The 25,552-nt window shown below is 42.6% G+C and carries 15 protein-coding genes; 11 read left to right on the forward strand and 4 right to left on the reverse strand.

The features are described 5' to 3' along the window. Both J2Z37_RS24120 and J2Z37_RS25935 read left to right on the forward strand, forming a co-directional pair. On the forward strand, nucleotides 1-395 hold a 395-nt coding region (locus J2Z37_RS24120), incomplete at its 5' end, for a hypothetical protein (protein ID WP_209812897.1). A gap of 164 nt (nucleotides 396-559) precedes the next feature. Continuing rightward, entirely contained in the window at nucleotides 560-1,183 is a 624-nt protein-coding gene (locus tag J2Z37_RS25935; protein ID WP_209812898.1) for a superoxide dismutase family protein, read from the forward strand. A 448-nt stretch (nucleotides 1,184-1,631) separates the two neighbouring features. Here the strand turns inward: J2Z37_RS25935 and J2Z37_RS24130 are convergent, their stop codons facing one another. The 3 genes from J2Z37_RS24130 to istA are packed head-to-tail and all read right to left on the reverse strand — an operon-like array spanning nucleotide 1,632 to nucleotide 4,122. Beyond that, nucleotides 1,632-1,832, reverse strand: a complete 201-nt coding sequence (locus J2Z37_RS24130) for a hypothetical protein (protein WP_209812899.1) — start codon at nucleotides 1,830-1,832, stop codon at nucleotides 1,632-1,634. Further along, on the reverse strand, nucleotides 1,829-2,584 hold the full coding sequence (gene istB / locus J2Z37_RS24135) for an IS21-like element helper ATPase IstB (protein ID WP_209812900.1): 756 nt from the start codon (nucleotides 2,582-2,584) through the stop codon (nucleotides 1,829-1,831). The genes J2Z37_RS24130 and istB overlap by 4 nt, the downstream gene beginning before the upstream one ends. Next, nucleotides 2,584-4,122: an IS21 family transposase gene (istA, locus tag J2Z37_RS24140; RefSeq protein WP_209812901.1), complete on the reverse strand. Its 1,539-nt coding sequence runs from the start codon at nucleotides 4,120-4,122 to the stop codon at nucleotides 2,584-2,586. The genes istB and istA overlap by 1 nt, the downstream gene beginning before the upstream one ends. Nucleotides 4,123-4,576: 454 nt before the next feature. Between istA and J2Z37_RS24145 the strand changes: the two genes are divergently transcribed. Both J2Z37_RS24145 and J2Z37_RS24150 read left to right on the forward strand, forming a co-directional pair. Continuing rightward, complete coding sequence (locus J2Z37_RS24145; protein ID WP_209812902.1) at nucleotides 4,577-13,447, forward strand: S-layer homology domain-containing protein; 8,871 nt, start codon at nucleotides 4,577-4,579, stop codon at nucleotides 13,445-13,447. Between the two features lie 138 nt (nucleotides 13,448-13,585). Beyond that, the gene (locus J2Z37_RS24150; protein WP_209812903.1) at nucleotides 13,586-13,960 is read left to right on the forward strand and encodes a hypothetical protein; all 375 of its coding nucleotides are present in this window, start codon (nucleotides 13,586-13,588) and stop codon (nucleotides 13,958-13,960) included. A 134-nt stretch (nucleotides 13,961-14,094) separates the two neighbouring features. On the opposite strand, the gene J2Z37_RS24155 is transcribed toward J2Z37_RS24150, so the two are convergent. Then, nucleotides 14,095-14,853 carry an SDR family NAD(P)-dependent oxidoreductase gene (locus J2Z37_RS24155; protein ID WP_209812904.1) on the reverse strand — a complete coding sequence of 253 codons (759 nt, stop codon included), beginning with the start codon at nucleotides 14,851-14,853 and terminating at the stop codon, nucleotides 14,095-14,097. A 107-nt stretch (nucleotides 14,854-14,960) separates the two neighbouring features. On the opposite strand from J2Z37_RS24155, the gene J2Z37_RS24160 reads away from it, so the two are divergent. From J2Z37_RS24160 to J2Z37_RS24190, 7 genes are all read left to right on the forward strand, one after another. Continuing rightward, on the forward strand, nucleotides 14,961-15,362 hold the full coding sequence (locus tag J2Z37_RS24160) for a secondary thiamine-phosphate synthase enzyme YjbQ (protein WP_209812905.1): 402 nt from the start codon (nucleotides 14,961-14,963) through the stop codon (nucleotides 15,360-15,362). A 636-nt stretch (nucleotides 15,363-15,998) separates the two neighbouring features. After that, the gene (locus J2Z37_RS24165; protein WP_209812906.1) at nucleotides 15,999-16,262 is read left to right on the forward strand and encodes a hypothetical protein; all 264 of its coding nucleotides are present in this window, start codon (nucleotides 15,999-16,001) and stop codon (nucleotides 16,260-16,262) included. A 208-nt stretch (nucleotides 16,263-16,470) separates the two neighbouring features. Next, the gene (locus tag J2Z37_RS24170; protein WP_209812907.1) at nucleotides 16,471-18,384 is read left to right on the forward strand and encodes a stalk domain-containing protein; all 1,914 of its coding nucleotides are present in this window, start codon (nucleotides 16,471-16,473) and stop codon (nucleotides 18,382-18,384) included. 538 nt (nucleotides 18,385-18,922) lie between these two features. Then, the gene (locus J2Z37_RS24175) at nucleotides 18,923-20,362 is read left to right on the forward strand and encodes a S41 family peptidase (RefSeq protein ID WP_209812908.1); all 1,440 of its coding nucleotides are present in this window, start codon (nucleotides 18,923-18,925) and stop codon (nucleotides 20,360-20,362) included. 2 nt (nucleotides 20,363-20,364) lie between these two features. Further along, entirely contained in the window at nucleotides 20,365-22,542 is a 2,178-nt protein-coding gene (locus tag J2Z37_RS24180) for a S8 family serine peptidase (protein WP_209812909.1), read from the forward strand. Nucleotides 22,543-22,566: 24 nt separating this feature from the next. Next, nucleotides 22,567-23,097, forward strand: coding sequence for a hypothetical protein (locus J2Z37_RS24185; protein WP_209812910.1), 531 nt, complete (start codon nucleotides 22,567-22,569; stop codon nucleotides 23,095-23,097). Between the two features lie 577 nt (nucleotides 23,098-23,674). Beyond that, the gene (locus tag J2Z37_RS24190) at nucleotides 23,675-25,450 is read left to right on the forward strand and encodes a DUF2339 domain-containing protein (protein ID WP_209812911.1); all 1,776 of its coding nucleotides are present in this window, start codon (nucleotides 23,675-23,677) and stop codon (nucleotides 25,448-25,450) included. Nucleotides 25,451-25,552: the final 102 nt, after the last annotated feature.

Consider the following 25,552-nt stretch of genomic DNA (forward strand, 5'->3'; position numbering starts at 1 on the left):
TAATCTATTTTTCCTATTATATTGGTCATTATATCCGTCAATATTTGGTCAGGCAATACCATCAACTTTTGGTCTTTTTAATTCAGCTAAAACAGCGAGGGATCTGTTTAGTTGGGATTGATGAACAGATTAGCACCATATCAAATGATTTTAATAGCATTCAGCGATCAAGGGACTTAACCAATGGGGGTAAATTGTCTTCGAATTTTCCCGGCAGTTATTCAGCTTTCTTAATCCCATTGTTCATCAATCAGATGACGGCCTCATATAATGCGTACTTTTTAAAACCAACAGAAGTATTGAAAAAGAAACTACATAGAGAAGGGCTAGTCATAGAGTCAGGGATGAATTTAAAGTCAGCCTTAAGTTTATTGGAGGGAGGCGGACATTGTTAGCTTGTTGTTTATAAACGCTAATAAAACCACCATCAAGTGTGGACCCCATTCGTATTGAAAATCCATTTTTGTAGTAATTTGTCTATTGATTTATGTTTACATTTCCGCTTATATCTACTACCATTTTATGTGTATCTATTAAAATAGAAAGCAGGTGCTATTCTATGAATAAATTTGCTTTTCTCGGATTAAACCTTATGTTGGGAATTGCTCTCATGACAGGGACTGGCTTTGCCGATGGTGATGGTCAACAGGATAATGCTAATACTAACCCTCCTTCTGTCAATAATAATGGGTACAACTACACCCAAACATATTTCACTTCAAATGATAAACAACATAAATTTGTAACTACATATCTTGAATTGAAAAATAAAGAAGGGGAAGTTATCGGTGTCGCTGGACTGGTTCAGATGGGCAAGCATGTCATTATAAAAGTTAATGCATCAGGCCTAAATACAGGAAAACACGGTTTCCATATTCACGAAAAGCAATTTGCTAATAATGATTTTACTACAGCAGGCGGCCATTTTAATCCAACAGGGAAACAGCATGGCCACGAGAATCCGAACGGTGCCCATCTTGGAGATCTACCAGACTTAATAGCAGATGAAGAGGGAAGAGTAGATCAAGCGTTCATTTTGGAAGGCGTTTCTCTTGAACAAGGGGGTAAGAATAACAGTATCTTGGGGAGATCTCTCATTATTCATGCAAATGAAGATGATGGGGAATCCGATCCTGCAGGCAAATCAGGAGAGAGAATAGCAGGTGGAAACTTACCCAATTAAATGACTAATCCAAATGGGGATGTCCGAAAATCCCTAAAATGTAAAAAGAAGCTAGGTGAAAACTTTTTTGTTTCCGCTAGCTTCTTTTTTTTCTCCTATTGAGCTTTTTAATAGTATCCGCAAAAGTTGAAATGGCTTCGGGCTTCACCTCAAAAAAGGGTAAGCGTCAAATAAGACAGTGTATCGAAACGTCCCTACAACTGTGGGGCAATCCTCTAAACTAGTATTTAAAGTTTTTAAAGTTAAGTTGAAAAACTTTAAAGGGAGGTTTCCAGTTGTAATCATACATTTATGAGTATTGCGGACAGATTGAGCCGGCTATGCGGAGTTTTGAGCCACTGTTTGCGGACAATAGTGCCAGTGAATGCGGAGTTAGAGCCGTTGGCTATTAAAAATGGGGGGAATAGCCATTGAAATGGTTTTATCCTAATTTCAATGGCTGCTGATTCTATCTAAATCGTTTATCTTCTAATTGTTCGTCTATAATCTCAATTGCCCAACGGACAAGTTCATCAAAATCTAAATCCTCCTCCTCATCCCATACACAAGTAGTCAGTAACCTTTCTACTATTTTCATCTTCACTTCTTCCGGTAAATATCTGTGAAAGAAATACTTAGCTATACGGTTTTCAACTTCTGTCGGGATCATCTTCCCACCACCAAACCATGACGTTCTCTCATTGATACTTCACCATCGACTAGAATCTTATAGGAATCATGCACTATGCGGTCAAGAATCGCATCTGCTATCTGTGCCTGTCCCAACTTAGAGTGCCACCCTTCTGGTGAGAATTGGGAACAGAATATAGTTGAAGTCCTCTTTATTCTTGATTCAATAATTTCCAAAACGTGAAGGGCATGCTCCTCTGAGAGCTCAGTTAATAGCCATTCATCAAGTATTAATAGATCGATTTTCTTATATTTTTGGATGATTTTACGGAAGCTACCATCGGCTTCAAACTTCGCGACAGCTAGTTCATCAAGCAATTCTGGCAATCTGATATACTTTACATTGTAAAATTGGCGACAGGCATGAATGCCAAAGGCATTGGATATCCACGTTTTTCCGTTCCCCGATGCACCCATTAAAATAATGTTATGGTGGTTTTGTATATAATTCCCTGTCGCTAGCTCCAATATTAGTTTTTTGTCCAAGTTACGATCGGGATGATACTCTATGTCTTCAATAGCTGCCATAGGATCTTCGAAGTTTGCCTGTTTAATCAACCGTTCCAATCTATTTGATTTTCGACGGTCAAACTCATAGTCTACTAAAAGATTAAATCGATCATCGAAATCCATATCTTGGTAGTCTTTGTTCTGGCTTTGTTGCTGATATAATTCTGCCATTGCACCCATTTTCATTTCGATTAATTTACGTAATGTTTCTTGGTTCATCATTATTTGTCCCCTCCAAAGTACTTAGCGCCACGGGTAAAGCCATGGTCATTATTATTGATTCGATGATTATCAACATTAGATTTTTGCTCACGCTTTTTTCGCCTATCCAATATCCCTTTTAAAACGGGAAGGGTCGGATTTGTTGATATTTCAAGCAATGTATGTGTTGCGGTTTCAAGTTCATCCCTTGTATGCTTGGTTGATAAATTCCTTAAAGCACCAAGGATGTTTAATGCCTTCTTTTCCGCATTCGTTTCTAGGATATAAGAGACAAACCGCACCATGGAGGGCCCCATTGTTTCTGCCCATTTACGATTGTTTTCGGGATTATGCTCAAGGTATAGTCTATGATTATCTGGCATGTGATCCCTATTGGTAGAAAACTGTCCGACTTCACCAATTAACCGTTTATGGGATGCAATTCGCGCTTCCTTAAAGTAAACTTCAATTAGGTCAGTGGTCAGCCGAACATCGACTTGTTCACGGACATAATCATATGGGACGGAATAATACATGCGTTCAACTTGGATGTGGTAGTTCAATTGAACTTTAGCTGTTTTCCATTCCGCAAGTTTGTAACGTGTTTGGGGAAGCTGTTGAAGGTGGGATTTCTCCTCTTCCTCAAACACCCTTTTACGTGAACCGGGACGTTTCTGAAAATCAATCGTATTGATTTCTTCCAGCTTTTCATGGATTCTTTGATTTAAATCCTCTATGTGAAAACATTGATAGTTTCTTAACGAGGCGATGATCTGTCGTGAAATGTACCCAACAGTCCCTTCAACACTTGCCTTATCCTTTGGTTTTCGAACCCGGCTTGGCACGATGACTGTGCGGTAGTAATCTGCCAGTTCACGATAGGCTTCATTGAGGAGTGGTTCAACTCGCAAAGCCTTTATAACCCCTGTTTTCAGATTATCTGGAACCAAGGTTTCGGGAACGCCCCCAAAGTATTCAAATGCATGGATATGAGCTGACAGCCAATTTGGTGATTTCATATCCAAAAATGCTTCCACGTAACTTAACTGGCTGTAAGGCAAGGCTGCAATGAAAACATAAGCCGGAATCTTTTCTCCAGTAAAACGGTCAATGATATGCAGTGTAGATCCAGCCCAATCCACTTCCATAATTTCACCCGGTTTTCTGCGAATTGGCATCGTTAATTTATATTTCTTCGCATACTTCCCATAATTTTCACAAAAAGTCCTGTAGGCATAGGGTACTTTTCCACCTTCGCGAGCTTCTACCGCACACTCATGATGCAATAAAGCCAAGGTGACATTCTTTTTTTGAAGCTCCTTATGCACCTTCTCCCAATCAATCGGAAAGTACCCCTTTTCGCTAGCCTGTTTCTCCGGAAAAAGAAATTCCTCCAACCATCGATTGGTCATGGTATCGTTCAAACTTTCTATGCCAAGCTTCTTGGCACGTCGAATGACCTCAGCAACTGTATTCCTAGAGTGACCAGCACTAGAACTGATTGTTCTTTGACTGATCCCATCAAAATACAGTTCAAGGATTTTACGACAATTAACCACAAAAAAACCTCCTGTATAATATTGTCATGCATTTTTGCATGCATTTTTTATTATACAAGAGGTTTTTTGATTTATAGTGCCGGCTCTAACTCCGCATTCACTGGCACTATTGTCCGCAAACAGTGGCTCAAAACTCCGCACATGTGGCTCAATTCATATGCAATAATCAATTTACGTTCACCCAGCATAACCACCCAAAAAACCACTTCTCCAAAACTAATAATTCCAGATAATATAAACTTTCGAGAAAAATGGGACTTTATTCCGTAGCAGGAAAATAGTACTACTTTATAGAAAAAGTATTTGTTCCCGTAAAAGGAGGGATGTATTCAGGTTGGGAGGTCAAAAAAGTAAAAATTCGGGGTGAAAAAGAAAGTTGAATAGGGATGTTACAACTCGGTTTAGGAAAAATAAACTAGCTTTACTTTTAATGTCTTTTCTATTAATTATTCAAATGATTTTTCCATATGGGGGTCTCGTACTGGCCCAGGGAAATCAAACAGAATCGCAAACGCAGGAAAAGCAAGAAGCGGATACAGATAAATCTTCTCCCACCTTACCAAAAGATTACTATGACATTGATAGCCATTGGGCGAAAAAAGAAATTGAAAAGTTGATCGATAAAGGGATTGTTACCGGAAGAAAACAAAACGGAGTCCTTGTGATCGATCCCAGTACAAATGTGACGCGTGCCGAATTCATTAGTATGCTGGTCAAAAGCCAACTGGAATCGGATCAGCTTGAGCAGAAAGTAAAGGAAGTAGCCCAATCCTCCTTTTCCGATACAAAGGACCATTGGGCTACAAATTTGATTGAAGTTGCAAAGAATCTTCAAATTACAAAGGGATATCCGGATGGAACTTTCCAACCGAACAAGAAAATCTCTCGTGCAGAAATTATTGCAGCGGTTGTTCGTGCGTATGATCTGAAAGCCAATGACGAAGATTCGACAGCATTGGGATTTACAGATCTTTCCGAGCAACATTGGGCTTACCCTAGCATTCGAATAGCAGTTGTTCATCAATTGACATCTGGATATCCAGACCAAACCTTTAAACCGGATGCTTTTGCAACGAGGGCAGAAGGAATGGTTATCCTTAGCAAATCACTGTCATTGGAACGGAATTCTCAGGAAAGTCTTTTGAAACTGAAAGCAAACCCTACATCATTTCTTGAAAGCGAAAAGGTAAGTCTTTGGATTGAAGAACAAGATCCGAACCTTAAATATGAAGTGAAGTGGCAGGCAAGCGGTGGAAAACTTGAGGTTAAAGAGGATCAAAAGAGTGCTGCATTCTTTGTGGAAAAAGGGGAAACCGCCACACAGTTCGTGATTACTGTGACGTTTACAGTCACAAATGAAGAGGGCAAAGTTCAAGAATTTGAGAAAAGTATTTCTCTAGTATTAAAAAAGCCGACGACGTCCTACGTAGGGGCTAACTCATCCCACGGTGGCGGTGGAAGTGGCGGAGGTAATGTTGGAGACGGGAATACGGGGTCAGTAGCAACAATCCCAGAAGCACCTACACTGTCTATTGCTGAAACTGGGGGCCAGCTGGTGCTAAGCTGGAATGCGGTACAGGGGGCCCAGTCGTACACCGTCAAGCGTGGTGAAAGCGGCGGTCAATATACGGTTCTTGCTAAAAATTTAACAGAGCTAACCTACACAGATCTGTCAAGGAACCCCGGGACGACTTATTTTTATGTTGTAACGGCAAATAATTTGAAAGGTTCCAGTCAACATTCCAATGAGGTGGTTTATAAAACCGCTCCGAAAGCGCCAGTTGTTTTTGGCAAATGGGAAAATGGGACAGCGAAGCTTAACTGGACGAAGGCCAATGGGGCAGACCGCTATCGACTTTATCGAAGTACGGTGAGTGGTGGACCTTATTTTGTTTTGTCCGAAAATTTAATAGGGACTTCGTATGAAGATGCGGGTCTCATTGAAGGAACAAAATATTACTATGTGATCAAATCGATAAACAGTATAGGTGAAAGCAATTTTTCATCGGAAATCGAAGTGAGTAACTTTATGCCTGAGAGGCAAGGGTTTATTCCTGCCATCGATGAGGATGGAGATGGCCTAACCAACGACCAGGAATTAACCTACGGCACCGACTTTAGAAAATCAGATACAGATCAGGATGGTCTGACAGATGCTTACGAGATTCAAATAGGAACAAATCCGTTGGATCCAGATACAGACGGTGATGGCCTGTTTGATGGCGCAGAAACGATCATTGGCAGCAATCCATTGACTGCTGATAGCAACAAGACAGCAACGAAGCAGGCGCAAACGAATGACGGGACGATTTCTGTTGTCGCTGAAGGGGATGGAAATCTTGTTTTAGCTCCATTGCAGGTTCAAGAGTCGGATAATACGCTGATCAATTCTTTAGAAGGGATTGTGGGGAAAGCTGTTGATATTACAGCTGGAGGCTACCCGATCGAGAAGGCTGCGATTACTTTTCGATACGATGAAAATCTTTTGAACGGAACTGTCGAGGAAGATTTGACAGTTTTCTATGTGAATCCGGATACAAAGAAATTAGAGCCTTTATCCGATGTGACGGTTGATGCAACTGCCAATACGGTTACCGCGGGGACGACACATTTTAGTATGTATCTTCTTGGAAATAAAAATATGCCGGTTGATCTGGCTAAGGTCGATATCGTCTTTGTTATTGACCAATCCGGAAGTATGTACAGTAATGATCCGAATGAGTACCGGATTCAGGCAACCAAAAAATTTATTGAACAAATGAGTGAAACGCATAATCGAATTGGATTAGTCGGATTCTCCAGTAACGCTTATGTGGAATCTGCATTATCGAGCAATAAGCAATCACTTTTACAAGTTATTGATAACTTCTATTTTCCTGGCGGTGGAACGAATATTCCGGATGGGATGCGTAAGGGAGGAGATTTGTATAATGACAATACGCGAAAGAAAGTCATGGTCCTCCTCTCAGATGGGGAAACCTCTTACGAAAATCAAGTTCTTCCATTAGCCCAATCTTTGGCGGCTAATTCAGTTGTTGTCAATACAATTGCACTGGGAAGTGGTGCGGATGAGCAATTAATGCAAGAGATTGCCACAACCACCAAAGGTGGATATTTCTATATTGATAATACGGGTGGACTAAGCCAGGAAGACGTAGATAAACAGATCCAGTTGATTTATGAAAAGCTTGCTAAGCAATTAACCTTCCAGCTTGAAGTGGATAAGAATAGCAGCATTCCTAGTGTAAGCAATATTGAATTCTCAGATTTGTATAAGGGACTGGACTTTGAAGAGGTTCGTCAATGGATGACACAGGCAAGCAGCAATCTGTTAACGGGTAACTACATGGAGCAGCATGCTGATCTCAAAGTGGAAAGTCCAGGAATTGACTTGGTGTTTGAAAGAACTTACAATTCCCTATCCTCACAGGATCAGACGGTTCTAGGGAACGGTTGGAGAATGAATTTCGATTCGAAGCTGGAGGATAAGGCGAATGAAGGAGTAGTCAAGCCATCTGTTCTCAACGTAAGAAATGGTGCCTATGTCAAGGGAGGGACTGCTTCTGAGTCTGTTACCGGATTTGTCATTGGTCAAGTAACCGCCGGGACTACAGTGGATATCTTGCAAAAGGATGCGGTCACAGATAAACAAGGTCGTAAGTGGCATAAAGTCAGCTATAAAAATAAAGAGGCATTTGTTGCGGAATGGTATGTGAAAGAAACGAACGTAGCAGAAGTAACGTATCCTTCTGGCACAAAGGTCGGATTTGAAAAAAATCCCGATGGTACCTTCAAAACCCCATCCGGCGTTTATGATCAGCTGGCCAAGTTGGGAAATGAATATGTCTTAACCCAAAAAGATCAGACCAAGTACGTCTATGATCAAAAAGGGAAGCTTGTTCGTATAGAAGACCGTAACGGAAACGCATTGACCGTCTATTATTCCGGGAATAAAGTGAGTAAAATCACCGATCCAGTTGGCCGTGAGTTAGTGATTACATACACTAACAATTTCATAACCAAGGTGACAGGTCCCAATGGAAAATCGGTTTCCTACGCTTACGATAGCAGAGGCAATCTGACGAAGGTTACGGATTTGGCAGGAAATGACTCGACATACACCTATGATCAGCAACAAGACCGCATTAATAAAGTGACGGATGCAAATGGCCACCAAGTGGTTCGTAATGAATATGACCTCCTTGGTCGTCTCGTTCGGCAATATGATGGTCAAGACAATATCAAATATTTCATTTATGATGATTCAAACCGGGAACGATTCTTTATCGATGAAAACGGTAAGGAATCCAAGGCGAAATTTAACCAGGATCTCCGATCTGTGGAAGAAATCGACGCTATCGGGGGTAAAAGCGAACACAGCTATTATGTTGAATATAATGGCAATTGGGTGAATATTACTGATTTAGAAGATGGGACAAGTGCGTATGAAAACTATGTCGATCATATAAAGCCCAAGCAACTTCGCAAAAAAGAAGAAGCCATCGATAAAAATGGCAACAAGACCATCCAAGTTTTTGATCAGCGAAATAATTTGATTAAAGTAACCGATGCCAAAAACCAAGTGATGGAAATGACCTATGATGCTTCGGACAATCTCCTGACAAGGGTGGATAACCGGGGGAATTCAACCGAGTATGTTTATGATGCGGCGCGGATGAACCTGGTAAAGGAAATCGACGCTTTGGGTAATGCTGTAGAATATACGTATTTCGGTAGTGACCCAACGGTAAGGATCAAAGGCCTTGTGAAAACCGTGAAGGATAAACGAGGAAATTTTTCAACATACAAATATGAAGATAGCTATAACAATCAAACGGCGGTCATCGATGCATTAGGTCAAACAACTTCACAAACTTCAGATGTCTACGGCCGTGTGATTGAAAGCCTTGATGCCAATGGAAATGTGAACAAATACACCTATGACGACATGGGACGTTTGACAAGCATCGAAGATGCGCTAGGCTTCAAGCAACGAATTGAATATGATGCGGTCGGAAACAAGTCAGCTGAAGTAGACCAAAAGGGAAATCGTACCGAGTACACTTATGATCAAGAGAATCAATTGATCAAAGTTACAAATCCGTTAGGAAATGAAACAACTTATCAATATGATAATGTAGGAAATAAAATGAGCGAAACAGATCCGAAAGGCGCTGTTACGAATTTTTCCTATGATGCCCTATACCGATTAATTTCTGTGGAAGATGCTTTACAGTATAAAACCACATACGAATATGACCAAAATGGAAACAAAATGAAGGAAACGGATGCGCAAGGCAGAGAAACTCAATTTGAGTATGATCCATTAAATCAATTGGTTAAAACGATTGATCCGCTTGGGTTTTATGAAGAGATTCAATATGATGAAAACGGAAATATCATAGCCCAAAGGGATAAACGTGGAAACTGGGCATATTTTTCTTTTGACGATCTCAATCGTATGATTTCCGAACAGAATGCTTTGGGATATTCGATAACACGGATGTATGACGAAAATGGAAATGTAATTCAAGAAAACGATCCATTAAACCGAGTCACAACATCCGAATATGACCCGCTCAATCGAAAGGTCAAAGAGATCGCACCAATGGGCAAGACAACTTTATATGCGTATGATGCAAATGGGAATCCAACGCAGATGACTGATTCACTAGGCAACGTATCCGAGACCCAATACGATGCGCTTAATCGAAAGAAAAAGTTCATCGATGCCAAAGGAAATGAAACCAGTTTTGAATATGATGCAGTTGGCCTTGAGATTCAGATGACGGATGCGTTAGGGAATATCAGCACGAAGGAATACGATGCAGTTGGTCATTTGATCAAGGAAACAAATGCGCTTGGTCAAACCACGACTTATACCTATGATGACGTGGGGAACCGTATTTCTGAACGAAACCTTCGTGGGGCTGAAACGCAATACAAGTACGATCTATTGAACCGCGTGATCCGTGTGACGGATGCCATGGGAGAAATGGCAGAAATGGAGTATGATGCAGTCGGCAATAACACGGCTAAAGTGGACAAGCGGGGAAATCGTACAGAATATACGTATGATCAGCTGAACCGAAATACTTCGGTTATTGATCCATATGGCAACAGAATGCAGTATTCGTATGATGAGGAAGGAAATAAAACCAGTTTCACAGATGCAAAGCAAAATACAACCTCCTATCATTATGATGAATTAAATCAGCTTGTAAGCGAAACAGATCCACTTGGATATACCAAATCTTTTGAGTATGACCCAGTGGGTAACAAGGTGGCAGAGGTTGATAGGAAAGGGAAGCGAACTCAATTTGTCTACGATGACCTGAACCGTCTGATCAAGGTGATTGATCCTGAAGTTACAGAAACGACATACACTTACGATTTGCAAGGAAATCTGTTGTCGCAAACCGATGGAGAAAACCGTACAATCACTTTTGAATATGATGAACTCTATCGCCCTGTTAAGCGAATCGATTCAGCCGGGAAAGAGGAAATGTTTACCTATGATAGTGTTGGTAATCTGATCAACAAAGTGGATCGTAAGGGACAATCCACGGAATTTACGTATGACCCGCTAAACCGTCTGGTGAAATTAATGGCAGGCAACCTAGTCAATTCGTATAAGTATGATGATGCAGGGAATCGAATCGAGGATTCAAATGCTCTAGGTACCACAACGTATCGTTTTGATTTGGCGAATCGCGTCACTCGAAAAACTTTGCCGGATTCTAGCACAATCTCTTATACCTACGACAGTGAAGGCAATGTCACGAGCGTTACAGATCCGACAGGTTATACGGTAAACTACACGTATGACAACATGAATAGAATGAGTACGGTGTCAACGGATGATGGAATGACGAGCTATTCCTACGATGAAAATGGAAACCGTTCGTCACTCAGACTTCCAAACGGAACAACGACTACCTATGAATATGACACTAGAAATTTGTTAACGAGGTTAACCAATACGATTCAATACAGGTCAACAAAGGCAAATCAACCAGTTCAGCTCCTTAGTGAGCAAGAGGAACAGGTAATAGAAGAGCAGCCGGCAGAGCAACCAATCGAAGATCCGGTGGTTCCCGAGATTCAGCCAGAGTTAGATCCTGTTATTCCGGAAGTTGGAATTCCAGAAGCGGAGACAGAGGGTGCGGATAAACCTACCACTCTTGTTGCAGAAAGTTTAGAGGATGGGCAGGATCCATTAGTTGATAGTATACCGGAGGCAACTGAAGAAGCTGGGGAAACAAAAGAACCTGCAGTAGAAGAAACTACAGAATCAAGGGAAGATTCCCCTGCAGAAAAAACCGTTACACCAGGTAACGAGACGGAGGAAGTGGCCCCTCCATCTGATATAGAAGGTGGCTCGACACCTGCTGATGACAAGGCAAGTGATACCTCCGAAACCACTGGAGAAGATGTAGAGGAACAAAAACCAGTGGACGAAGTTTCTGAAACAGAACAAAGTTCCAATCTGGTAAATGAACAAATGGAACAAGAACTACCACAACTGGAAATTGTTCAAACCATGGATCAAGTTCCTACCCAGGACGCAACAACGACTTATGTATACGAATATGGATATGATAAGAATGGGTTGCAGACCTTCAAGATTGAGCCAAAAGGTAAAACAGAGATTGAATACGATGACTTAGGTCGAGTAAAGCGAGTTACAGAACCAGATGGTAGAGTAACAACCTATGCTTACGATCAAGCGGGTAACCGAAAATCCCAATCCGTTAACGGGGATGGACTAAACGTCGATATTACCTACACCTATGATGAGCGAAATCGTTTGGTAGAAACTGTTGAAAGACGGAATGGGGACACCTATACTACGGAATATAGCTACGACGAAAATGGAAATCAAATCAAAGTTGTTGTTAATGGCCCTGCGGGAACAAAGGTATCAACTTACAACTACGATGAACTAAACCGTTTGGATAATGTAGTAACTCCGGATGGGAAGACTATTGTAAATAAATATAACGTTGATGGACTACGGGTCCAGAAGAACGTAGATGGTCAAGTAACAACCTATTACTACAGCGGTAAGCAAGTAATTATCGAGAAAGACCAGGCTGGAGATGGTTACCATAACATCCAAGGTATTAATCTAATTGCACGCAATAACAGCAATGGGACTTTCTATTACTTGTACAATGGTCATGCGGATGTGGTCCATCTCCTTGATCAAGATGGTTTGATTGTTAATACCTATGATTATGACATCTTCGGTAACCATATGCAGCAGGATGAGGGTGAAGCGAATCCATATCGCTACTCAGGTTACATGTACGATGACGAAACAGGGTACTATTACCTCAGAGCAAGATACTATGATCCTGAGATTGCCCGCTTCATTACAGAGGATACGTATAGAGGAACGCAGACGGATCCGTTGAGCTTGAACATGTACACATATGCTCAGAATGATCCATTAATACAAGAAGATCCAGACGGAAATCTCGCGTGGTTTGTCCCACTAATCATCGGTGCAGCTGTTGGGGGAGTAATCGAATTAGCTTCCCAGGCAATCGATAATCACAGTAAGGGTAAAAAGGTCTTCGATAAAGATAATTATAATTGGAAAAATGTCGGAAAAGCTGCCGTTGTAGGTGGCGTAACAGCGATGGTTCCAGTTAGTCGCGTTTGGCAAGCTGCAGCCCTAGGTTCAACCAGTACAGTTTCCTTAGCGGCGTGGAAAGGTGATGTCAAAGATGCAGGAGATGTTGCCTTTTATGCTGGTGTAGGGGCTGTATTAGGAGGAACAACAAAAGCCGTTTCAAGTGGATTTAGTCAGGCTACCGCAAAGAATTATGTCAAAAATGCATCGAAAACCAAATTAAAGGCAGACCTAAGAAAGCTAGGAAATATTAAAGGAAATCAAATTAACAAAGCCAAAGCAGATTTAAAAGATTTAGGTTCAAAATCTAAATACTTTGATACAATCAAAGACTATGCCTCATCCACCTCAGCAGTCCCTGTTGTTGGGGAAAAATCATTTGAAACCTCAGCAACTATTACGTCTAACGTAAACGAAGTGAGTGGGCTGGGAACCAAAACGAATTTTAAAAACGAGGTTTATAATCCAATAAAGGCTTGGTATACAAAGGATGAGAAAAAAGATACAATAGATACGAATATCCAACAAGAACAAAGACAAAACACTTATATATGTGGACCGTGTCGAAAACAGGAATGGGAAAAAGATAATCGTCTCTTTAGGAATCCCTATGGATTACAAAAGAATCGGTTAGAAGAATATCCATTCCGCAAGGAGTTTTTACTTTACCCAAGTCTTAATTAAAATGACTTCCGAACTGTCTCATTGGCAGTTCGGATTCTTTTTAGGAGAACAAAAATGAAGTTAATATGGAAATTAGGTTTAGAGTATGTACTAACTATTTTTCTAGGATTAGCGGGGGTGTTGCTCAATTTATTTGTATTGTGGTCGGTGAATTTTAACTTAAAGTATTTGAATCTACTGCCCTACCTGATCATCCTTACATTAAATATTTTATATTTTTATTTCTATATTAAAGTGCCGAAGAATCTCTTATCATTGTTTTTGGATATCACCAAAAACCGGGTAGAAACCATCGATGCTGTATTTATAGATAGTTATAAAGCCGCAAAGATGAATTACTTGTTTATGACACTATATTATGTACAGATTAAAACAATTGATGGTACAAAGGATGTGTTGATCTCTAATAAACAAATTCATTTAAAGAGTGATACACGAGTAAGAATAGATTATCTAAAAAACAGTAAGTTAGTGGTTCAACTTAACCCGATAAAAAATTATAAACACCGTTGAAGCCAGTTTCATGAGGAATTCACACTACGGAGTTTTTCTATGGAGTTTGTTTAGAGGCCCTTCTCAAGGACTCTTTCCTGGATTTTTTGAAGGAGTTTGTCCTTGAGAGCCTGCTCCAAACCACGGCCTGAACCTCAAAAATTACTCCGCGACTGCCCCCCATCCACATTGATGGTTGCCCCAACAATCCATGATGCCTTTTCAGAAGCCAAAAACACAGCGACATTTGCTACTTCTTCCACTGTTCCGAAGCGTCCTGCTGGGATTTCATGCTCCACAAACTTATGTATCTTTTCTGGGTTTTCTTCCATTCGTTTTTGCCAATTTCCTGTTGGGTGGAGGATGGACCCTGGGGCAATGCCATTGACACGAATGCCCTGTTTAATCATTTCATCCGCAAAGCCTTTGGTAAAACTGATTAACGCTGCCTTGCTGTTATTGTAAGTGATTTTTCCTCCGGACTCTCGGCCATAGATCGAAGAGATATTGATAATGGAACCTTCCCCGGTTTTCTTCATTTCCCTCGCAGCCATCTGGCTAAAATGCACGGCGGACAGATAATTCAAATGCATGGCTTGCTCAAATAAGGTGAGATCGGTTTCCATGGCGGCGCCGCCGTTGCTTCCGCCTACGTTGTTAATTAAGATGTCGATTCGTCCATAGTCATCGAGGAGAGCGCGAAATACCTGCTCTCTTGTTGTTGATATGGTTAAATCACCTGGATAGATTCCAATGCTGCCTAGCTCAGTCCTGGTTTTTTCCAGATCCTCTTTGGACCTTGCGGAAATAGCAACAATAGCTCCTTCATCCAAAAATGCTTTCGCGATTGCCTTCCCGATCCCTTTTGACCCGCCGGTGACTAATACAATTTTTCCTGCGAGATTGAGTTCCATTTCGTTCCTCCTTAAGGATAAGTTCTCGCTACAATTTTAACAAAAAAGTCCACCATGTTATAATATGGGAATTACAAGATGATAAGATTACAGAAAGGATCCTGATCATGTTACACAAATTCACTCTTCAGACTTCGAAACGAGATGAAATGATTGATGTAACCACCCAAGTGGAGGAGATGATCCGTGCCGAAAAAATAGACGAAGGAGTTGCCATTGTCTATTGTCCACATACGACCGCTGGAATCACCATCAATGAAAACGCCGACCCAGATGTGGTTCGTGATATGTTAATGAGGCTTGATGAAGTCTATCCATGGGAGCATCCCCAATACCGTCATGCAGAAGGAAACACAGCTTCCCATTTGAAGGCAAGCACGGTTGGTTCATCACAGACCATTATTATCGAAAGAGGAAAACTCGTTCTAGGAACATGGCAAGGGATTTACTTTTGCGAGTTTGATGGTCCGAGGAGAAGAAACTTCTTTGTGAAATTGTTGAGAGGTTAGTTTAGGCTATACCGGTGTAGTGTCTAATGAGGTGATAGGTTAGTCGTCTGCCGAAACTGTAAATTCTTACTGGCGATTTTTTGTGAGTTACTGGCGGATTTTCCTCGTTTACTGGCAGATTTAGGACTGTTACTGGCAAATATCACAAAAAAGGGAAGGGGTTTGGGAGGGGAGGGGGTATTTGTGTGGTAATGGTGAACGATTTTTAGTCTAGCCTAACAAAATAGTATGAAAGAAGATGCCTATCTTCACTTTCCACTTTTCATCCCCTTTTTACTGGCTATTTTAAGCAGTTTACTGGCATTTTTGGAGTGTTTACTGGCAAAAGTTCAGCGATTAACTCAAATATACCTAGTGAGGTATTTTGTTTAAGATCGATCTTACCCTTCAACACCCTTACACAGAGGGATAGTGCCTATAGATCTTCTACAAACGCCACCACTTGTGTCCAATTTGTGAACAAACCCCAACCTCCTAAAATTCCCCTCCATTTCTGTGAAACAAATTGCGAACCCTTGCGTCTATACTTACGACAATAATATTTCAAACAAACTCACGTGGAAATAACCGACATGGCATCCTGTTGTCCAAGTTGTGTATAATAAGGAAAATGAATGGAGTAAGGGATGTGTTTGTATGGGGTTAATGGGTAAATTATTTGGCGGAAAAGACAAGGAATTATTATTAAATCAGGAAAATCTATATCAAAAGTTCCTCTGGAATTTGCAGGAAAACCCTAACAACGAACATCTTCGCCAGTTAACGATTGATGCGGGGAAGAGCTACTATTCTTTGCTTAATAAAGGTACGTTCACTGCGGAAGATGAAGCGAAAATTCAAGAGGATTTAAAAAAGGTTGAGCTAAAGCAGATTGAAAAACCGGGGAATCAACACGCCTAAGGCCATTTGATGGGTGAGGGGGTTCTAAACCCGATTCCTAATATTGGCACATTGTTAATAGTGAGAAATCGCTTATTGTACTTCCTTTTTATTTGGGGAAACAATGAAAAAGCATTTCGGACCCTCGTGGTTGGGGATGCTTTTTTTATTGAACAAATCTGGTTTTTTCCAGAAATAAGAGAGATTATAATATTGAGGGAGAGAAAAAATGAAAAAATTTAAGAAAAGTACGCTGGCACTCACGCTTGCCTCATCATTATTTTCCGGAACAGCATTGGCAGCCCAGGATCCGCAAGACCAGGAACAAGCTGTGGTTTCACCGGAACAGAAACAGGATGTAGTTCCAACAGAACAAAAAACAGCGGAGGAATCGCAAGATCAAAAACAAGCTGTGGATTCAAAAGAGCAGGAACAAACGGTAGACTCACAAAAGCAGAAACAAGCTGTAGATTCGCAAGACCATACCTTGGAATTTGATTTGAAAACAGGAAAGACCTATGTTGATGGAAATGTGGTGGAGTTAGAAGCGCCAGCCAATTTGTTGAATGGACGTCTGTATGTTCCGGTTCGTTTCTTATCTACCCAATTAGGGTTTGAAACAACATTTAACGCGACCGATCGAACGATCGAGATTCGTACGGCAAAAGCAGAAATGTTGATTAACATGGACAAAAATACAGCCATGGTTAATGGACAACAGGTTCCTTTTGATACCATCGGGATCATTCAGCAGGATCGTCTGTTGCTAGCTGCCAGAACGATGTCTGAGTTGATTGAACTTCCAATTGATTACAACGCCGAAACAAAGATCGTGAAAATTATCGTCAAGCCGGTAAAGCCACCACTTCCTAAGCAAGAAAATATGAAGCCTGTGGCCCAATTTTCTACCGATAAGAAAGTATATCGCATTGGTGAGCCGATTGAGTACATAGATCTAAGTTATGATCCGGATTCCAACGGGTACTATCCGTCATGGTCCAACAAACAAAGCGCCTTTTTCTCCTCCGGGAAAAAGACGATTACGTTAACAACCAAAGATACACAAGGGCTACAAAGTGATCCTTTCTCCCGCCAGATCGAAATCACGAACGATGTTCTGACAACGGAAGATGAATATCCATTCTACTTTGGCTCGATGGAAGACGATCCGAAGAGAATTTTACTCAACTACACTAAATTTTTGAATTACCGAGTGTTGGATAAAAAAGAGGAAATCGAGGATTCACGCACGCTGATTGTGAGCGATAGTCCGGAGCCGTTTAAGGAATATGGGATTCTTTATCAAAGTGAGGTTTCTGGTAAGTCCCGTCTGTTTGCCACACATATTAACGATATCGAAGACCAAATGGCAGCTGTCAGTGTCCTTGTAACGAATACAAGTGATGAGCCGGTGAAGATTAAGACGACCCGCAAAGGGGAAGTTATGCCTTCGAAGGTTGCTGAATTGTTAGGGAAGCAAATTTTGGATGATTGGTTCCTTCATGAGGAGATTCAAAAGGAACAAGTGATCCAGCCAGGCAAAACAGCCACCTACTATCGTTCCTATGCCCTGTTCCCGAAACAGGGAATCCACTTCATGTACGATATTGAAGTGGAAGGGGAGGCTACCTTTTCTTTTGTCGCGCATGATCCAAATGAAAACGGAGAGAGCCTATTAGAGCTTCCAAAATTGGCGAAAGACAATAATGTCCGCGGCACCTATCCGGTTTCCACCCTCCTTTGGGAAGTGGATGCTTCTGATATGGATGGCAAGCCAGCTCGTATTTCCATCGGGGATACCCGCCTGGATTCATGGGTAAAAGGAACCGATGAAGTGACTGGAGAAGATGTGCAAAACAAAGGGAACTACGGGGTCTTCTACCATGTTGAGATTAAGAACCCTGGAAAAGCAGCGATTGCTCTCGTTTCCCGAGGTGGATTGTTTAAGGGATCGATTCTTTTAAATGAAGAAAAGATCATCCCGATTCCAAAGTCAGGGGTTGTTCGACCGCAAACGGCCTACTTATTAGACCGGACGACGGGAAAGGAAGACAGCATTAGCTTGCGCATCGCGCCACCTTCCGGAACAGCACTACCGTTTGATATTCTGTTGTTCCCGTTGCGGGATTTGGATTATAAATAAGGGAAGGAGGCCTGACCAGGGTGGTTGGGCCTCTTTTTGTGCTTACGGGCTAGGCGTTCAGAAGGAGAAAATGTGTGTATAAGATTGTATATTGCTATATTTCCTGTTAGTCTGAAAGTAGCAACTACATAAAGTATGGTGGGCGGTTGACCACTTCCCTGTGAAGGGAGGTGGGAAAAATGACGACATATGAGGCAATAATCATAGCACTCACATCAAATTTAGTTTTGATAGGGGTCATAACTATTGTAGTAATGATCGTCGTACAAAGAAAAAGGTAACCGCCCCCTCCGACCAAGAGTTAGGTAGTTACCTTTTTCTAAAACACTACTTATATTTTTAGGTCAGCCGCTCTTCATGCGGCATGTAGTTGCAAGTCAGGTGTTACCAGCACCTGGCTCTTTTTTATTCATACACTATTTCTATTTACATTATACACGAACACACTCCTCAATTCAATTTCTTCAACCAACCGACAATATACATCCGCCCCAGAATCTAGTAAACTATTAAGTATACAAACGGAAGGGGAGAAAAGATGAATAAACTGAAAAAACGATGGCTTTTTTCCTGGCTCAGCATATGTTTAGTGGCTTTAACTCCTGCTTATGCACAGGCGGAGGAACCCGCAGAGGTAGATTTTGATCAGCAGCGAATCATGGAAATCTATCAGCTTATTCATCAGTTCCATGTGGCAAATCCAGACTCTGGAGACATCTCACAAGGGGCCATTTGGGGTATGATTGATTCACTCGAAGATCCCTACACAGAATATTTTACAGACGAGGAATTTGAATCATTTATCGATGAAGTCGAGGGGTCCTATTCCGGCGTTGGTATGGTAATGGGCGAGATGGTTGACGGCGCTCTCGTGGTCCAACAAGTTTTCAAAGCTTCTCCTGCGGAAAAAGCAGGAATCCAAACGGGGGATAAGTTGATTGCGATCGACGGAGAAAATATGGTGAACAAAGCGAGCGAAGAAGTGGTCGCTAAGGTGAAGGGGGACGAAAATACCTCGGTCACCATCACCGTGGAGCGGAAAGGGGAAACCCTTGATCTGAAGGTGACTCGCCAGAAAATCGATCTGCCGACTGTCACGGCGAAACTTCTCGACCACCAGATCGGATACATAGAGCTTGCCACTTTTTCTGATGAAGCCATCATCCATTTAGAGCAGGAATTGAAAGAGCTAGAGGAGAAAAAACTGAAAGGTTTAATCCTCGACCTGCGCAATAATCCTGGCGGCATGTTAAGTGCGGCTGTTGATCTTTCTTCCCTTTTCGTTGAAAAAGGCCCGATTGTTCACGTCAAGGACAATACGGGCAACGAGCAATCTTTTGACGCGACAGGCAAACAGGTACATAAACTGCCATTAGTCGTTTTAGTTAATGAAAATACCGCCAGTTCCTCGGAAATAGTCGCTTCCGCTTTAAAGGATTATGGTCTAGCAAAGATTATTGGGACGCAAACCTTTGGTAAAGGGGTCGTTCAGGAATTGATTCCTTTGTATTCGGGCGGGGTTTTGAAATTAACGATCGAAGAGTATTTCAGCCCGAAACATCAGGTGATTAATCATCAGGGGGTCACTCCGAATGTGCTGGTCAATGATCCAGAGGAGCAACTTCAGGCCGCGAAATACGTCTTATTAGATAACAAACTCACTTTAAAGTCTACTGGAGAAGTTCGGATTAACGGGGAAAAAGAAGATGGGTCTGTTGCTGTTGCGGCCTTCCGGGATCAGGAGAAATGGTATGTTTCGCTGCGAAAGATGGCCTACCTTTTGCATGGGGAGATCGGTTATGACCTGGAAAAGGGACAAGCTACTTTGCAGTTGGCACAAGATACCCATTCGATTGCGCTGAGTGAAGCTGTGATTAAAGATGGGACGGCCTATATTTCGTTAGAGGAATTTCTCAAACTTTACCCTGGTATATCTGGGGGAATTTCGGCGGACGGTGTGATTACAGTTAGGAGTTAGTTATGAAAAAAATGCTAGGGTGGGCCCTGGCGGTTACGATGACGATGACCCTTCACCCCCCTTGGGCAAGCGCGGAGGGGGAGGGCATTGTGCCGAAGGACCCCCTTTTCTCGAAACAAACCTATCATCAACTGACAAAAGTGGATAAGGCCTGGAATTCGGTGAAGGTGAATACGGATCTGGTGATTGCGGTTCTCGACACGGGTGTTGATCTGGGGCATCCGGATTTGAAAGCCAATCTGGTGGAAGGTGTGAATCTCGTTCATTCCGGAAAACCTCCCGCCGATGATAATGGACATGGAACAGCTGCTACAGGGATTCTAGCAGGGATAGGAAATAACGGGACAGGAATTGCCGGCGTGTTGTGGAAAGCCAAGATCATGCCGATCAAAGTGCTCGATGCCAACGGCAACGGGGACGCTGCCCGGGTAGCAAAAGGGATTCGTACGGCGGTGGATAAAGGCGCGAAGATCATCCTTATGTCGCTAGGCGACCCCATTTATTCCACGGCACTAGAACAGGCTGCACAGTATGCGGAGGATAACAATGTCCTGCTGATTGCTGCAACGGGCAATGATGAAAATCGGGTGACCTACCCGGCTGCTTTTCCTACGGTGTTAAGTGTGGGGGCTGTGGATGGAAATTTACGGGTGCTTAACTATTCCAATAATGGCCCAGAGGTTGATCTGGTCGCACCTGGCAGCAAAATCTATTCCACTGATCCTGGTGAGGACTATTCCACTCGCTCAGGCACATCCATGGCAGCCCCTCAGGTTGCTGGAATCGCAGCCCTCGTTCTAAAAAAGAATCCTAAGCTTTCCCCGCAACAGGTTCGCACCTTACTGAAAGGAACGGCACGAGATTTAGGGGAAGAGGGGTGGGATCTCAATACGGGTTACGGATTGGTCAATGCGGAAAAAGCGGTGGAACAGGCCTCCAAGCCTTTGAAGGATATTCACGAGCCCAATGACACAGCTGCTGGTGCCGCTCCTTTGCCCGTGATCACTCGTACCCAAGGTCAAGTTAGTGGAACGAATCCGGTGGATTGGTACCGGATCGACGTCCCTTATAAGGGTGAGGTCAACCTGAAGCTTTTCCCTGTCAGCGGGAATAAGGGGGAATTGTCGATGGAGCTGTATGATGCTGCACAGCAAAGACTAGAAGGCACTAACCCAGCGAATCAGATTCGAAAAGTCTTGCCACGTGGCAAAGTGCTTTTGAGGGTGGCAAAAAAGGGGACGGGCTCCAGTGAATATACCCTTACCTCCGATTTCTCCATTGCGGCAGATGCCTACGAAAGCAATAATGCAAAAGCTTCAAGCACCGTTCTGCCGGTTAAAAAACAGGCGACGGTGGTCGGCAATTTTCATCAGCCTAAGGATGTTGACTGGTATCAAATGACATATCCGTGGGAGGGGAAGCTGGAGCTGCAGGTGAAAACGGATACCTTGCGAATGGACCCGGTACTAACCGTGGAACAAGAGGGGAAATGGAGTAAGGTTGTCGATAATGGATCCGTTGCCAATGAGCAGCGGGAACAGTGGTCGTCTGCGATTAATCCAGGACGTTACTTCTTTCAGTTGAAAGATTACTATGGAAATGCTGTCGATGGACAGTACACATTCTCCATTCATTATAATCCCAAACCGTCTGAGGCCTTTGATGACATTACGATGCACTGGTCTCGCAAGGATATTGAGTTTCTCTACAAAAAGGGGCTCATTGGCGGTTTCCCTGATGGCGGGTATCATCCGAATGAAGCCATCACTCGTGGTTCGGCGGCGGTGTTGATTCGTCGTGTACTCGACCTGCCTGAGGCAAGCCACCCGATTACGTTTTCTGATATGGGCAGAGGACACTGGGCTTATGCCGCTGTAGCGTCTCTGGTAGCAGAAGGAATTCTTGCACCAAGCTTTACGATGCGGCCGGATGCACCAGTTTCCCGTGCGGAGTTGGTCACCATGCTCTACCGGGCGAAGTTTGGGACAACCGTTCCGAAAGTCCAGCAGAAACTCCCTTTCACCGATATTTCCGCAGGGAATTGGGCTTATCCCTATATCTATAAAATGTGGAATGCAGGTTATGTGTCTGGACGTTCGAATGATCGCTTTGCTCCAGACCAAAGTACCACCCGTGCGGAATTTGCGGTTTTGTTGAAACGGATCTGGTTTGATAAATAATTTTAGAGTGAAAGGAAGAGCAAGTTGAAGAAAAAATGGTTCATACGTTTAGTATTGGCAGGATCCTTATTGATCGCAGGCGGTGCCGTTGCAGCTTCCGGTTTTGATACGATGCCAGGTTCGCCTGACGACCCGCTTGTTACGAAAAGCTTTGTGGAACAACTCATTGACGCTAAACTGAAAGGAAAGGCACCTTCTTCAGCTCCGGCTGCGCCTGCGACACCTGCGACACCGGTCACCCCTGTAACTCCAGTGCAGACTGGCGGAGGGGCATCTGCCACGGAGATTAATGTGGCCCCACTTGAACCCGGGCAAAAAATCATCGGCTACTCCGGTACCCAGTTTATCGTTCGCTCCGGAAAAGTGAAGGTCGTTGCCGGAGAAAACCGCGACGGATTCCCTGATTTAACGGGAGGATTTGATGTCCAAGGTGGACAAATCGTCGACCCCAACCATCTGCTGCTGATTCCCAAATCAGACGGACGCGGTTTGGTCGTGGCCCCGGACTCGAAAACAGCATACATAATGGTTATTGGAACTTTCCATGTAGAGTAAGGTGGGGATCGTTAGATCCCTGCTTTTTTTATTTGGTGGGAATCTCCAGTCAAGGAGTGGATGAAGATCAATCATTCGAATTTTAAGGAGCGGAATGATCTTCATACCCTCGATGAAGATCAATCATTTGAATTTTAAGAGGTGGAATGATCTTCATAACCCCGATGAAGATCAATCTCTCGCATTTTAAGGGGGGGAATGAACTTCATACCCCCGATGAAGATCAATCATTTGAATTCTAAGGGGTGGAATGATCTTCATCACTTCGATGAAGATCAATCACTCGCATTTTAAGGGTGGAAATGAACTTCATACCCCCCTCGATGAAGATCACCCCCCTCCGGTTTTATGACATTCTTTGATCTAACTACCAAAATGCCGTTTGGAAATCGTGAAAACTTTCATCATCCGGGTAATGAATGAAGGGATATTCAATATTACTCAATTGATCGACAGCCCAGCCCTATTTTTTGCTTATTTAGATGGTACCAATAAAATTAGGTACTTTCACAAATTCCTGGCTCTAGTACAATAACCTTAAAGATAACCAACTTTTAACAAGAGGTGTGATTGAAAAATGAGTTTCGGTACGATTCGAAAGCTGGAGCAGGAAATAATACAATTACAGATAAATCAGGACCTTATTTTGAAGCGTTTGGCCAGGATTGAGAAAACAATAAAAGTAGAAGCAGAGGAGCCTGTGGTCAAAGTGGAGGTTCCGGTTGTTGAACTGAAGGTTATACCTCCAAAGCCAACACAACCACAAAAGGAGCCAACCCAGCCCACCCCAAAATTCACTAAAGATCTAGAGTTTCGAATTGGCGGAACGTGGTTAAATCGGATCGGGGTTGTTGCGGTTGTTTTGGGGATGGCCTTTTTCCTGAAGTATTCCTTTGATAATGATTGGGTTGGACCAACGGGAAGGATTATATTAGGACTTCTTTCCGGAGGCGTGATGATGTTTGCTGGGGAAAAGCTGCATCTACGCTATACAGGATACGCCCAAGGGCTAATTGGTGGAGGAAGCCTGGCAATGTTTTTCTCGATCTATGCTGGGTACCAATTTTATTTTTTGATTCCACCCTTCGTAGCCTTCAGTTTTATGGTCTTAATCATGGGATACACGGTGTTCATGGCTGTAAGAAAAGATTCACGGGCGATTGGGATTCTTGGCATTATCGGTGCGTACATGGCACCTTTTCTCGTTGGAAGTGAGGATCCGTCTCTCTGGCTGTTATATGCTTATCTCACTTTTCTTACGTTAGGCGTACTCGGGATATCTATTTATAAAAAATGGGTTGTGTTTCAGTATCTAAGCTTCATATTCAATCAACTCATTTTTGCATTCATGTGGATGGCAGTCACTTGGGGATCTGCTTATGAAAATTTCGTTGCACCTTCTTTCCTGTTTTTATGTACAAACTTTTTCATCTATCTTGGCATCATTTCCGTATACAATATTCGGACGAAGAAAAAGTCAACTCGTTGGGATATCAGTCTTATTTTGATGAACGGTTTCTTGTTTTTCGCCTGGAGTACCGATGTGCTGGAATATACTTTTCTCACGGATCTCTTGGGATTCTATGCGGTGTTCATGGCGCTTGTTTATCTGTACCTTGGAAAAATGGCATACCAGCTGCATAAAGAGGATAAGGGGCAGGTTTATAGTTTGTTCCTACTAGCTTTCGTCTTAATTACCTTGGCCTTCCCCATTCAATTCTCAGATGTCTACGTCGGTTTGGGTTGGTTGGCGGAGGCAGTTGGCTTGGCATATATGGCAAGAAGGCTTGATGCACCTAAAATTCTTAAATGTGGCATGGTCGTTCTAGTCTTAGGCATGATGGCTACCTTGGGAGAGTTGTCCTCTATTGGGCTCGCGGATACCTTTTTATTTAATAGTGCAACACTGTTGCTTGTTGTTTGCTTGACCGCAATTTACAGGATGGTGAAAATCCTGACTGGATGGGAGGAACCAAGCCCAAGAATAAAACAGGTACTTAAAGGAATGTTCTTAGTGATTAGCTTTATCGGGCTCACCTTGGAAAACGAGCACTTTTTCTACTTACATGGCACCACAGACTATGGTCTTTCACCTGAGCAGTTATCCTTAAGTGCACTGTGGACGCTTTTTGCAATAGGCCTCTTCGCTGCCGGTATTGTCCGAAAAAGCCGTTACTATCGCTATAGTTCGTTGGCATTATTGGCTATGGTTGTCTTAAAGGCGTTCTTTATTGATCTGGGGGATTTGGCGACGATTTACAAAATTATTCTCTTCATCTTTCTTGGGCTTAGCCTGCTTGGGATATCCTTTCTTTATCAAAGAAAATTCCGGGAAGAGGATGGATCCCAATAACGGAAATCTTTTCCGTTGATATGAACGAAACCTGTCAAGAGAAGAACACCCTATAAATTTTTGCCGCACCAAACTAGACCTGTCAAGTGCACTTCTTGACAG

It is taken from the genome of Ammoniphilus resinae (assembly GCF_017873965.1).
GTDB classification, from domain to species: Bacteria; Bacillota; Bacilli; order Aneurinibacillales; family RAOX-1; genus Ammoniphilus_A; species Ammoniphilus_A resinae.